General features: G+C 58.4%; 14 protein-coding genes. 1 reads left to right on the forward strand and 13 read right to left on the reverse strand.

The window, feature by feature from the left end; genetic code table 11:
• The first annotated feature begins 292 nt into the window (after positions 1-292).
• A complete protein-coding gene (locus AC1D1F_RS06990) occupies positions 293-1966 on the forward strand; it encodes a hypothetical protein (protein ID WP_477700684.1) in 1674 nt (557 codons plus the stop codon).
• Positions 1967-2015: 49 nt separating this feature from the next.
• Here AC1D1F_RS06990 and AC1D1F_RS06995 read toward each other — a convergent pair whose 3' ends face one another.
• The 13 genes from AC1D1F_RS06995 to AC1D1F_RS07055 form a co-directional block, all read right to left on the reverse strand.
• Positions 2016-3926, reverse strand: coding sequence for a propionate--CoA ligase (locus AC1D1F_RS06995; RefSeq protein ID WP_477697316.1), 1911 nt, complete (start codon positions 3924-3926; stop codon positions 2016-2018).
• Positions 3927-3957: 31 nt separating this feature from the next.
• Entirely contained in the window at positions 3958-4935 is a 978-nt protein-coding gene (gene acuI / locus AC1D1F_RS07000) for an acrylyl-CoA reductase (NADPH) (protein WP_477697317.1), read from the reverse strand.
• A gap of 173 nt (positions 4936-5108) precedes the next feature.
• Entirely contained in the window at positions 5109-5522 is a 414-nt protein-coding gene (locus tag AC1D1F_RS07005) for an SgcJ/EcaC family oxidoreductase (protein WP_477700685.1), read from the reverse strand.
• A gap of 55 nt (positions 5523-5577) precedes the next feature.
• Positions 5578-5973 (reverse strand): NAD(+)--rifampin ADP-ribosyltransferase, encoded by a 396-nt coding sequence (gene arr / locus AC1D1F_RS07010; RefSeq protein ID WP_477676824.1) that lies wholly within the window; start codon positions 5971-5973, stop codon positions 5578-5580.
• Between the two features lie 184 nt (positions 5974-6157).
• The gene (locus AC1D1F_RS07015; protein ID WP_477676823.1) at positions 6158-6628 is read right to left on the reverse strand and encodes a hypothetical protein; all 471 of its coding nucleotides are present in this window, start codon (positions 6626-6628) and stop codon (positions 6158-6160) included.
• Positions 6629-7225: 597 nt separating this feature from the next.
• Positions 7226-7651 (reverse strand): hypothetical protein, encoded by a 426-nt coding sequence (locus AC1D1F_RS07020; RefSeq protein ID WP_477676822.1) that lies wholly within the window; start codon positions 7649-7651, stop codon positions 7226-7228.
• Positions 7652-7666: 15 nt separating this feature from the next.
• Positions 7667-8029 (reverse strand): hypothetical protein, encoded by a 363-nt coding sequence (locus tag AC1D1F_RS07025; RefSeq protein WP_477676821.1) that lies wholly within the window; start codon positions 8027-8029, stop codon positions 7667-7669.
• A gap of 189 nt (positions 8030-8218) precedes the next feature.
• Complete coding sequence (locus tag AC1D1F_RS07030) at positions 8219-8722, reverse strand: anthrone oxygenase family protein (protein ID WP_477676820.1); 504 nt, start codon at positions 8720-8722, stop codon at positions 8219-8221.
• An 84-nt stretch (positions 8723-8806) separates the two neighbouring features.
• Positions 8807-8887 carry a DUF2059 domain-containing protein gene (locus tag AC1D1F_RS07035; RefSeq protein WP_477676848.1) on the reverse strand — a complete coding sequence of 27 codons (81 nt, stop codon included), beginning with the start codon at positions 8885-8887 and terminating at the stop codon, positions 8807-8809.
• Between the two features lie 9 nt (positions 8888-8896).
• Positions 8897-9391: a hypothetical protein gene (locus tag AC1D1F_RS07040; RefSeq protein ID WP_477697318.1), complete on the reverse strand. Its 495-nt coding sequence runs from the start codon at positions 9389-9391 to the stop codon at positions 8897-8899.
• Positions 9392-9448: 57 nt separating this feature from the next.
• Positions 9449-9781 carry an energy transducer TonB gene (locus AC1D1F_RS07045; protein ID WP_477679217.1) on the reverse strand — a complete coding sequence of 111 codons (333 nt, stop codon included), beginning with the start codon at positions 9779-9781 and terminating at the stop codon, positions 9449-9451.
• A gap of 29 nt (positions 9782-9810) precedes the next feature.
• Positions 9811-10434, reverse strand: coding sequence for an isochorismatase family protein (locus AC1D1F_RS07050; protein WP_477679216.1), 624 nt, complete (start codon positions 10432-10434; stop codon positions 9811-9813).
• Positions 10435-10462: 28 nt separating this feature from the next.
• The gene (locus AC1D1F_RS07055; RefSeq protein WP_477679215.1) at positions 10463-11086 is read right to left on the reverse strand and encodes a TetR/AcrR family transcriptional regulator; all 624 of its coding nucleotides are present in this window, start codon (positions 11084-11086) and stop codon (positions 10463-10465) included.
• Positions 11087-11444 lie beyond the last annotated feature (358 nt).

An 11444-nucleotide genomic window follows, 5' to 3' on the forward strand; every position in this document is an offset into this window, starting at 1 on the left:
CGGGCAGGCCCCCAAGTCAGCTACTACCCGAAGGCCTTGCGGGACTCATGCTACGGCTGGGCTTTGGGGGGTATCCGGGTAGAAACCCTTGGGTGAAACAAAGTGTCGAGAAGATTTCTCAAGATGAGACAACAGATTACTTGATCCCAACTCACCAAATTAGAGGAGGCGCTCCTGTTGGGCTTCTTCTAGACTGAACAAACCTTCTCAGCAGTCCCGCCTGGGGACTACGAGTCCATCTGAATGTTGGCAGCGACACCAGTTAATTTATTAACCTAAAGAGTGAATACATATGCTTGGCCAAGTCAAAAAAGATACGAAAGAGCACGTTACCCCGATAGCAGCGAAGCTTAAAGAAGGCCGCTCTGTAATTCGACCTGTTAGTCAAGTCACACTTCGCCTAAAACCAATAGAGGGGAAAGATCGCTACGCATCTACTGTGGACAGCATTTTGCGATGGATGGCTCAACGCGCAGGAAAAACTCTTCCTAACGATGCGTGGCAGCGCAGATCTTTTGAGCTATCGGACATTGGTGCGCAGAGAACTGCAGCAGTGGCCTTAGTAGAGCCTCGCTATTGGGCTGCAAGACTTGACGACGCTGACAAAATCTTCCCTTTGAGGACCTGGATAACAGAAATAGGTGTGGGGATAGATTCAGATGGAGACACGCTTTTCGGAGCTCGATTAGTTTGCGCCAATAGAGGAGCCGAGGTCGCCTTTGATCGATCTATCCCTGGTTTTGTAAAACAAGTTATCACAGCAGGTCCGGCTGAACTCAATGGTCAACTACTGAGTAAACAGGTAAGGTTGCTAACTTCCGAGGATGAAATTGACGACCTCGTTCGCTTAATGGAGGACCCGAGACGCCATTGCGACGTCATCATTTTCTCGCTGCCGGAGAACTCCCTCGATGTGAAAGACGCCGCTGCCTCAGTGAAAGCTGTTCATGACGGGACCTTAGGCTCAACTCATGTATTTGCGATAACAGGAGCAGCAAGCTTCTTTCTCACGGACAGGGTTGGGCGAGAACTCTCAGTTTTTCATCGAGGGGTAAGAACATATCGCCCTGGATTTCGCTCTTGGATCGATCAGCCCTCCAATCATCCACTCGCTCTGTCACATCGCATCGTCGATTGGCCGGGAGGCGGTGCGCAGGCATTTGAACGCTGGTTAATCAATCAATCCCTAGCGAATACAGTTTATGGAATTGATAGAGAAAGAGAATTACCGGGATTCAACGCAGTTCGCCAGCACGCGGCAATGGCCGAGCGAAAAAATCTAAAAGAAGCTGGTGGATCTGATGTGGAGTTGCTAAAACTTTTTGAGCAGGATAACGACCAACTAAGAAAAGAACTCCAAGAGCAGAAGGAACAATATGACGGCCTTCTGGCCACTGCGGACACTGAAAGAGAGATGGCAATTCAAGATGCCAACGCTGCGCGCTCTCTGGCGCTAGAACGCCTAAACAGAATTCGGCTACTAGATCAACGCTTGGCAGAAATTTCGCAGAAGCCCGTCATCGCCATCCCAGAGTCACTCAACCTCTTTGAAGATTGGTGCAAAGAGCATCTCGTGGGGTCTGTAGAAATGACCAATCGAGCATATCAAGGCATCCGAAAATCGAACTACCACGATCCGCAATTCATCTATCGTTCGCTGCTCTTGCTTCGTGATTTTTATGTACCAATGAGGATCGACAACAGCGCTGAGCGTCGTCAACTCTACGAAGGCGCATTGGCGGATCTCCAGCTAGAAGAGAGTTCTACTGGAGAAGGAGTCAAGTACGCTGCAGATTTGTATTCGGTTCAGTATGGCGGTAGCCGAAGGTCCCTGGACAGACATCTGAAAGGCGGCGATTCGCGAGATCGTAGATACGGCTTCAGGCTTTATTTTTTCTGGGATGACGACGAGCAGATAGTTGTGGTCGGATGGCTTCCATCGCATCTCGACAATCGAGGGAGTTAGGGTGGATAAACATCATCGGCACTTTGACACAGTTTCTCTTTTCCAACTCTCACCCCGCCACCCGATCCCGAATCTGCTGCAAAGCCGCCGGATCATCCATGGTCGTCAGATCCCCCGCATCCCTGCCCTCGCATACCGCCTGGATCGCACGGCGCAGCATCTTGCCGCTGCGGGTCTTGGGCAGGGCCGTCACAAAAAGCACGCGCGACGGCCGTGCGACCGCGCCTAAATCGCCGTCCACGCGTTTCATGATTTCGCCTTCGAGCTTGAGGGCGGCCGCGCTGTCGGTAAGCACGGTGGCATCCCTGGGCACGGCAAAGGCCATGGCCACCTGGCCTTTGAGTGCATCGGCTACGCCGACCACGGCTACTTCGGCCACCTGTGCGTGGCCTGAAATGCTCTCCTCGATCTCACGTGTGCCCAGGCGATGGCCTGCCACATTGATCACGTCGTCGGTGCGGCCCAGGATGAAAAAATAGCCGTCTTCGTCGCGTATGCCCCAGTCGAAGGTGCTGTAAACCATCTTGCCGGGCACACTCTTCCAGTAGGTGTTGACGAAGCGCGCATCGTCCTTCCAGATGGTCTGCATGAAGCCCGGCGGTGTCGGGCCCTCAATCACCACCACGCCTTTTTCGTTGGGCTGCGTCAGCTCTTCGCCGGTGGACTCGTGCAGGATCTTGACCTTGTAGCCGTACATAGGCACGCCGGGGCTGCCGAAGCGGCTGGCTTTCTTTTCAACGCCGTTGGCGATGGTGATGATGGGCCAGCCTGATTCGGTCTGCCAGTAGTTGTCGATGATGGGCACGTTCAGGCCCTCGCTGATCCAGCGCGCCGTGGGTTCATCGAGCGGCTCGCCGGCCAGATACAAGGCGCGCAGGCTGGAGAGGTCGTGTTTTTTGAGCAGGGCCGGGTCCTGCTTTTTGAGCACGCGCACGGCGGTGGGCGCGCTGAACATGCCGGTGACCTTGTATTTTTCGACCAGGCTCCACCAGATCGCGCCGTTGGGCTGCTGGTCCATGCCTTGCGTGGGCAGGCCTTCATACATGATGGTCGCCATGCCGGCGATCAGCGGGCCATAGACGATGTAGCTGTGGCCCACCACCCAGCCGATGTCGCTGGTCGAAAAATAGGTTTCACCGGCGCGGCCGTCGAAGATGTGTTTCATGCTGGCGGCCAGCGCCACGGCATAACCGCCGGTGTCGCGCTGCACGCCCTTGGGCTTGCCGGTGGTGCCGCTGGTGTAGATGGTGTAGCTGATGGCGGTGGAGTCCAGCCATTCGCAATGCACCTGGGCGTGCAGGTATTTGGCGCGCAGCGTCTCCCAATGCAGGTCGCGGCCGGCCACCATGGGCATGGGCGCCAGGCCGCGGTCGACCAGCAGCACGGCTTCGGGCTGGTGCTTGGCCAGGCGGATGGCTTCGTCGAGCAAGGGCTTGTACGCCACCACCTTGCCGCCGCGCGAGCCGGCGTCGGCGCTGATGATCACGCGCGGCGCGGCGTCGTCGATGCGCGAAGCCAGCGAGCCGCTGGCAAAACCGCCGAACACCACGCAGTGGATGGCCCCTATGCGCGCGCAGGCCAGCATCGCAAAGGCCGCTTCGGCAATCATGGGCATGTAGATCAGCACACGGTCGCCCTTGACCACGCCCATGGCCAGCAGGCTGGCGGCCATGCGCTGCACTTCGGCGTGCAACTCACGAAAGGTGTAGGTTTTTTCAATACCGGTTTCGCTGGAGACGTAAATCAGCGCCGCCTGGTCGGGCCTGTCCTTGAGGTGCCTGTCCACCGCGTTGTGGCACAGATTGGTCTGCCCGCCCTCAAACCACTGGGCAAACGGCGGCTTGTCGTCGTTGCAGACGCGGGTGAAGGGTTTGTGCCAGTCGATCAGCTTGGCCTGCTCGGCCCAGAAGGCCTCGGGCTGGTCTATGGACTGGCGGTAGAAATCTGCGTAGCTCGTCATCGCTTGTCTCCGTTTTTAATTTTTAGATTCTTCAGATTTTGACGACTACACGGCCGCGCACCTTGCCCGACATCAAGTCGGCCGCTTTTTCTGCGGCTTTCGCCATCGGAATCTCCTCCAGCATGGTTTCGAGCTTCGCGGTGTCCAGGTCTTTTGCCAACCGGTCCCAGGCCTGTTGGCGTTTGGCCAGGGGCGCCATCACGCTGTCAATACCGGCCAGCGTCACGCTGCGCAGGATGAAAGGCATGACCGTCGCGGGGAAATCCGCGCCCTGCGCCAGGCCGCAGGCCGTCACCACACCGCCGTAGCGCGTCTGCGCGCAGGCGTTGGCCAGCGTGTGCGAGCCGACCGCATCAATCACACCCGCCCAGCGTTCTTTTTGCAGCGGCTTGCCGGGCGCAGACAGTTCAGCCCGGTCAATCACGCTGCCGGCGCCCAGTTGCTTCAGGTAGGCCTCCTCGCTGGCTTTGCCGGTGGCGGCCACCACGGTGTAGCCCAGCTTGGCCAGCAAGGCCACGGCCACGCTGCCCACACCGCCGGTGGCACCCGTCACGAGCACTTCGCCGTCGCCGGGCTTCACGCCGTGCTGCTCAAGCGCCAGCACGCTGAGCATGGCGGTGTAGCCGGCCGTGCCTATGGCCATGGCCTGGCGCGACGTGAAGGCCGCCGGCAGCTTAACCAGCCAGTCGCCCTGCAGGCGCGCGCGTTCGGCCATCAGGCCCCAGCGCGTTTCGCCGACTCCCCAGCCGTTGTGCACAAACCGGTCGCCGGCCTTCCAGCCCGCATGCGTCGACTCCAACACGGTGCCCGCACCGTCAATGCCCGCGACCATGGGCCAGTTGCGCACCACCGGCCCTTTGTTGGTGATGGCCAGGCCGTCCTTGTAATTGAGGGTGGAGTATTCGACCTGCACCAGCACATCGCCGGCGGGAAGCCGGGCCTCATCGGTATCGGTCACCGCCGCCGAAAAACCGGCGTCGGACTTGCTGAGCAGAAGGGACTTGAACACGGCGTTGTCTCCAGTGGATTGTTGTTTCAGGTGCCGGAAAACGATGGAAAACCAGCAAAACTGAATTCTTAATTATGGATAACGGGCTTTCAGGAGGCTGATGGCGCCTCCAAGGACGCGGAATTCATGACAAGTTTCGACTGAGGAGGATGCTCTGCAGGTTCAAGCGTGCGCTAGTCCCGCAAGATCGCCTCCCCGGTCCGCGGGTTGACAAGGGTCACGTTCTCAAGCGCCCGAATGCGCCAGGTATCGTGCTGTCTCGTCAACACGGCAAGGATCAGCGTATCCACCACGTGTGGCCCGGCCGGGTGGACGGCGCCGGCAGCCAGGCGACTCCAGAAATGGATGACCGCAGCCCCGTCGGCAATAAGGGAGATATCGATCAGCTCGTTCTGGAGCGTGGAGTCGCGATAGATGGTTTCGTGAATCGGAACGTGGAGTGCCACGATCTCTTCAACGCCCCGGACATAGTGCCCAAAGCGATTCACGAAGCTTGCGTCGGGGTCGAACAGCTCACCCAAAGCCACCATGTCGTGCGCATTCCAGGCATCTTGAAAGGCGCCCGGTGCATCTTCAGGTTTTTTCATCTTGGTCATGTCCTATTGCCACGACTGGGACGCCGTTTTACAGCGGCGTCTCCCATCAATTGATGATTTTGCCCATGCCATTCTCGATACGGGCTCTCAGTTGTTGAATGAACTCTGGGTCATAGAGTTCCCAGCTTTCGAGTTCGCCAACAATTTTTAAAGGCAGCCTGCTTCGATAGGACCGCGTCGGGTTGCCCGGGAACTTCTTGCCTGTCACGTTGGGATCGTTCTCGAACTCTCCCGTCGGCTCAACAATGTAGACCCGCGGCCTGCCGCAGCCTTTGGCTATTTCCGCGGCAAGCCCGGCGCCTTTGGGAATGGCGGTGAAATAAATGTGATTCATCACGACGCTTTCGTCGTAGTTCGATGTAAAGCCTGAACTCAGCAGGTCGCCTGGCTGCAATTCGGCTTTCGTGCCATGAAAAAAAGGGCCTGTGTCCAAAGCTGCCATAAGTTGTCAGGTGAAAACGGGGGTGATGTTGTGCCCCCAGTTCAGGTTCATTTCGCGGCGATCAGCGCAGGACCGACATCCATGCCGTCGTAGGACGCCAACCCATGTTTCTCAGCGAACTAGCGGCGGAGCCGCTTCCTTCCGTTGTGGGGAGCCCACACAGGAAGAGTTAGGCATTCGGCACCTACTTCGTGGAGTAAGTGTCGAGGAACTTCCCGACGAAATTACCTTCCTCCGTTCCGTCGGGCTTGGTAATGAGCCAGTCGATCATCGCCGCCTCCTGAAAAGAATACACATCGCCGCGGCGGAAACCTTCAACCAGCTCGATGTCACTCCATATCTTTCCTGTAACCAAGCCGTTGCGAATGCTCTGTACCGCAACAAAGACCTGCTCCACGTTTCCCTTCCTGTCGGAGAGGCGCGTAGTGAGAAAGAATGAATGACCTCTCGGGAGCCCGGCAAGGAACCGCTGCTTTGCCTGTGGATATGAGGCCTTTGCTTGAGCAACGTACGGCGCAATTGCTTTCTCCATGCGCGCCGCCGATTCGGCGCGAACAGGATTGTCTTTCGGAGCGTTTGGCGCCAACGAAGGATCGGCGGCGAGACTGCAGGTTGCCAGCAGCCCGAGAAGCGCGGAGACAAAAGCGTGTTTCATAGTGTCGATGGATTGGTGGTGCCTGGCGTTTGACTTAAGCGGACCGCCTTGGGCTGGTCCGCTTGAAGAAAGAGTCAGCCGCCACCGCACTTCACCCCCGAACAGGACTCGTGAATGGGCACTGAAACCCCGCACCGTGACCGGACAGCTTCATCGATCGCAAGCATACCCGGGTAAAGGGTATCGATGGTGCTTTGAGGTGGCGTGCAGTTGAGGCAGCCGTAGCTGTGATGGTAGGTAGCGGAGCCATCGTGGCGCGCCACAAAATAGAGATTGCTCTTGATGTCTTTGTATTCGTACCAGAATCGATGCACCTGATCTGGCCTTTCAATTCCGTGAAGCGTCAGCGGTCGGCTACCTAACTCCCAGGAATAGCTGACGTTCCTTACACCCTCAACGGATGAGACGGCGTCCTGGACGCACCGGGCTGGCGGGGCCGAGGGCATCGGGTCGGTGTAGCGCGCAACGCCATGTATGTGGTCGCAGCCGGTAGCAAGCGCTGAGATGGCCAGGAGCAAGACTCGCATCTGCGGCGTCGAACGTTTAAGAGGAGAGGCGTGACCCGACTTGCAGGGATACGCCTTGTCGATCGACCTATTAGCCGGCATGAGTGAGTTCCCCTCGAAAACTAACACGCGTACCGACATGAAGTTGAAAGGCCATCTCCGTCGACACGTTGATCTTCCCGCCCTCGTCATTAATTTGGCAAATGAATTCATCCGCTGCTGCTATTTCAGATACAACTCCAAAGACCACCGTGTGCGGAGATTTGGCGATTGGCTGAAAGAAACTCAGTTGCCTGTCGATGGACTCAGCGCTCACTTTGGTCACGAACACGAGCTTGACCTCGACATCGATGTCATGTCCTGCCAAGTAAGTTTGGCAACGCTCCTGGCCGGTCATGTACTGCGTCGGCACCGGCACGGAAAATGCCATGCGCGCCCCGGTACCGCGCAGTTCGACGAGAACCGTGCGCTCGCACCCGTCAGCTTGCACATCGACAATTTGGCCTACAAGCTGCATCGGCTGCCGTGCCGGCTAACGGATGAAAGGGACTTCCCCGTCCCAAGTGTCGAGGCCATACTCTGCCGTCATATTGAGAACGCGATAACCGTGCACTTTTTTCTCCTGCGGCCTGGTAACCAGAACGAGGTAGACGTTCTTCACCCCCCAGTTGAAGAGAATGTGGCAAAAGTGGTTGAGATCATTCATGTAGACGAAGTGAATGTCTATGTCCTCACGGGTGGTTGGTAACGAAAGCTGTTGAATCAGCTTATCCATGACCTCGCCAATCGGAAATGGATGATAAGAATTGTCCTCGGCCTCAATTAGGCGCATTGGCGTGGCCATGGTGGCAACGTATTGCTCATGCGTGAGCTCTGGGCACTTCATGGCGAGCATGCGTAGGAGTTTCTGCAGGATTGACGTAATTTAGACCCCAAACCGTGCGGTATAACTTTGCGGCCGCAGTTTAACTTGACCATCGAATCCCTGCAGAACCTCTTGTTTATCGGAACCTCAACAAACATTTGTATTTTTAGCATGGCTTGAAGCAACCCGCCGAACTTTCGCCAGCGCACTCCCTTTCGCCTATACACCGCCCGGAAACCGGATCAGCGGATACATCAGCAATACCGCCGCGATCAGCGCCGCCAGGGTGCGCACATGGTTCCACATCGTCCAGCCGGCCACATAGCCGCGCCAGAAACCGGTGGCCTCCGGGCTGGCCGGGTCTTGCCGCGCCAGCGCGTTGTTTCGCGGCACATTAAAAACCATGGTGACGCCGAAAGTGCCCACGATATAGAACAGGCTTCCCACCACAACGCAAAGCGCGCCAGCCGCTTGCCAGTGCATCACAGCGTAGACAAGAAGCACGGCGCAGGCTAGCGCGGTACCCATGAAGAGTCCCAGGAAACCCGGGTTGAGTACCACGACATTGATGGACTGCATGGCGGCAATGCCCGAGGGCGGGCTGATGCGGGCCAGGGCACCCATCACGAAGCTGGAGAACGCCAGGAAAATGCCGGCGATGAGCGCGCAGCCCAGGGCCGTGAGAAAGGTCAGCGCAAAGAGCCAGGTGTCAGCAGCCGGCATGGAATCCTCACAATCGGTGCGAAATCGAGGAACTACTGTAATGCCGCGGGGCAATGGCGACAACCGTGCGCGACCGCCCGGCAACTACCTCACGGCACCTGCGGGGTCGCGGTGAAAGGCAATCAGCCCATCGATCTCGTCCTGGGTAAATGTTTCCTGGTAGATCGGAACGTACTATCTGAAAGCTTCGAGCTCCACACCATTGGTCGCTCCCATAAGGCCGAAGATCAACACATGTTCGGAAGTGGCTCTGAACTCCTTCCATCCGGGGATGGGTTTCGCAAGAACGACCAGGCTTCCCCGGGGCACTCGGCAAAGAGCGAAGTACGGCAGGAGTTGGTACGTTCCTTCTCCAGGTGAACTTAGCGTCGCAATGCAAACGGGCGGAATCGGCACTGACCGATCCACCCTTAAAAGTTGGGAAGGATCGACGCGATAGAGCTGGGCTTTCCGATCATCGTCGCTGCGAATTGTCTTGGGCGCATCGGCTTTTTTTGACATCGCCAGGCCCCAGCCGTCTCCCATCTTTGACACGGCATAGATCGTTGAATCCTCTTCGCCAGCCAGTCGGTAGTTGCCGGTAAATGGGTCGTTCGCCGGCTGGGACGCGCAACCGAGCAAAGTAGCCACAGCGAGCGAAATCGCAAAGCGCGTGTAAAGGTCCTTCATTGACGTCCTTTGCCTGTTGTTGAAACCCACCGCCTTACCCGTACCCCGTTGAATCGCTCATTTCAAGGCGTACTCGATCGGCAGGGTTACCCACGAATCCACGGCGCGGCCCCAGCGGGTTCGTGCGGGGTTGAATTTGAATTGCTTCATGGCCGCCACCGCAGCAGCATCCAGCCTGTCAAAGCCTGAACTTTTGTGAAGCCGCACCTCGCCAGGTTCACCGCTCGCCAGCACCCGCACTCGTAATATCACACGGCCCTGCTCCCCAAGACGCCTGGAGACGGCGGGATATTCAGGACTGGGTGAACTTGCCTGGCTCACAGGCTGCACGATTTCGCCGGTGGCGCAGCCCGCAAGGAGTGTAAAAAGAAGAAGCCAGAGTATGCGCATGGTGTGGGCAGCTTGAAAGCCGGCCCGCCTCACTTCACCAGCCCCAGCACATCCTTGAACGCCTCATGCTCGGCCGTGCGCAGCCACTCAAACGCCACCATCTCGGTGGTCACCAGTTCGGCGCCGTTGCCGGCCAGGCGGTCAAAGGCGGCGTCGCGGTTGCGTTCGGTGCGCGAGCTGCAGGCGTCGGTCACGACCCAGACCTCGAACTCTTCTTCCAGCAGATCGAGCGCGGTCTGCATCAGACAGACATGGGCTTCGCAGCCGGCGATGACGATGGTGCTCCTGCCCTCCTCCGGCTCGGGCGCGGGTTTTTGCAAATGTTTGGGCAGGCTGCGGGCGTTGCCGCCGGCCTGCGCCTTGCGCACGGGCGGGCGCAGCAGGTCGACGAGGCCGTCGGCGACGGCGCTGAAGGACATCTTGTCCAGCGTGCGGCCGCCGGCGGCGGCGATGGCGGCTTGCAGCTCAGGCGCGAGAGGGCCCAGCGAGCCGGGGTTTTCGGCCGTACCCCAGACCGGCACCTCCAGCAGTTTGGCCATACGCGCCAGCTTGAGTGCATTGGCCAGCACCAGGCTGTTTTCAAAAATGGCGGGCATGAGGCGGGACTGGTAGTCCACCAGCACCAGTTGGGAGTCGTCGGCATCGAGCAGCATGGAAATTCCTGGAAAAAATAAAAGCGGATCAGGCCGGGGCGTAGCGCAGGCGCTCCACCAGCGTGATCAGGTAGGCGTCAAACAGCAGCGTCGCGTCCTGGCCGAACATGCGTATGCGCCCGGTGTGCTGAAGCAGCAGCAGGCCCACGCCGTGGGAGAACAAAGCCGTATTTTCACGCAAGGCGTCTTCGGCGTTCAAACCCATAGCCTGCAACGCGCCTTCGCACGGCCGCAACGCGTCGTGCAGGCGGTCATTGAGATGGAAGTTCAGCTCGGCCGTGAGCCCGCGCGGGCGCATGCCCTGCATCAGGTAAAAGCCCAGGTCCAGGTCGCGCGGGTTGGCCGCGAAAAAACCGAACCAGGCGCCGGCCTTGGCCTCCAGCAGGTCGGCCGGCTCGGTGCAGCCTGTGCCGGCCCCATGCACCGCGGCATTCAGGCGCTCCAGCGACTCGGCCAGCAAGGCGCCATAGATCGCCTCCTTGCTTTCGAAGTAGGAATAAATGGCGCCGGCGGTGTAGCCGGCCTCCTTCGCGATTTCACGGATGCTGGCGCCCTCCATGCCCAGGCGCTCGAACACCGCGCGGGCCGCGTCCAGCACGCCCCTTCGGCGTGAATCGCTTTGGGCTTGTTGGCGGTCTAGTCGGGCTTGCATTTGTCAAATGTAAAGGCAAGCCTTGCCGGGGTTTTGGTGAAAATTAACGGATGTTTTTTATTTTGAACGTTGTTAGATATTTGGAAGATATTTAGAACTTTTTTGATGGCTTGAGGTGTTTTTGGCGAGTGCGCTCGCTGCTGAGGCTTGCTGGCCGGGGATTGCCCGGCAGCAAGTAACTTTCTTTTGCTTCGCCAAAAGAAAGTAAGCAAAGAAAAGGCGACCCGCAGTCTGGGTCCCTACGCTTCGCTACGGGCAACCTGCGGTGCTCGACTACGGCGGGGTCTCGCGCAAACTCGCCTTCGGCTCAAACAAGCGCGATCCCTGATCCGCCTACGTCTGCGCTCCTCGGCCCAGC

The organism is Polaromonas sp. P1_H6 (assembly GCF_056405195.1).

What these genes read in the sequence shown, in the direction of transcription:
- AC1D1F_RS06990 (WP_477700684.1), top strand. Translation starts at nt 293, where the DNA reads ATGCTTGGCCAAGTCAAAAAAGATACGAAAGAGCACGTTACCCCGATA.
- AC1D1F_RS06995 (WP_477697316.1), bottom strand. Translation starts at nt 3,926, where the DNA reads ATGACGAGCTACGCAGATTTCTACCGCCAGTCCATAGACCAGCCCGAG.
- AC1D1F_RS07005 (WP_477700685.1), bottom strand. Translation starts at nt 5,522, where the DNA reads ATGAAAAAACCTGAAGATGCACCGGGCGCCTTTCAAGATGCCTGGAAT.
- arr (WP_477676824.1), bottom strand. Translation starts at nt 5,973, where the DNA reads ATGGCAGCTTTGGACACAGGCCCTTTTTTTCATGGCACGAAAGCCGAA.
- AC1D1F_RS07015 (WP_477676823.1), bottom strand. Translation starts at nt 6,628, where the DNA reads ATGAAACACGCTTTTGTCTCCGCGCTTCTCGGGCTGCTGGCAACCTGC.
- AC1D1F_RS07020 (WP_477676822.1), bottom strand. Translation starts at nt 7,651, where the DNA reads ATGCAGCTTGTAGGCCAAATTGTCGATGTGCAAGCTGACGGGTGCGAG.
- AC1D1F_RS07025 (WP_477676821.1), bottom strand. Translation starts at nt 8,029, where the DNA reads ATGCTCGCCATGAAGTGCCCAGAGCTCACGCATGAGCAATACGTTGCC.
- AC1D1F_RS07030 (WP_477676820.1), bottom strand. Translation starts at nt 8,722, where the DNA reads ATGCCGGCTGCTGACACCTGGCTCTTTGCGCTGACCTTTCTCACGGCC.
- AC1D1F_RS07040 (WP_477697318.1), bottom strand. Translation starts at nt 9,391, where the DNA reads ATGAAGGACCTTTACACGCGCTTTGCGATTTCGCTCGCTGTGGCTACT.
- AC1D1F_RS07045 (WP_477679217.1), bottom strand. Translation starts at nt 9,781, where the DNA reads ATGCGCATACTCTGGCTTCTTCTTTTTACACTCCTTGCGGGCTGCGCC.
- AC1D1F_RS07050 (WP_477679216.1), bottom strand. Translation starts at nt 10,434, where the DNA reads ATGCTGCTCGATGCCGACGACTCCCAACTGGTGCTGGTGGACTACCAG.
- AC1D1F_RS07055 (WP_477679215.1), bottom strand. Translation starts at nt 11,086, where the DNA reads ATGCAAGCCCGACTAGACCGCCAACAAGCCCAAAGCGATTCACGCCGA.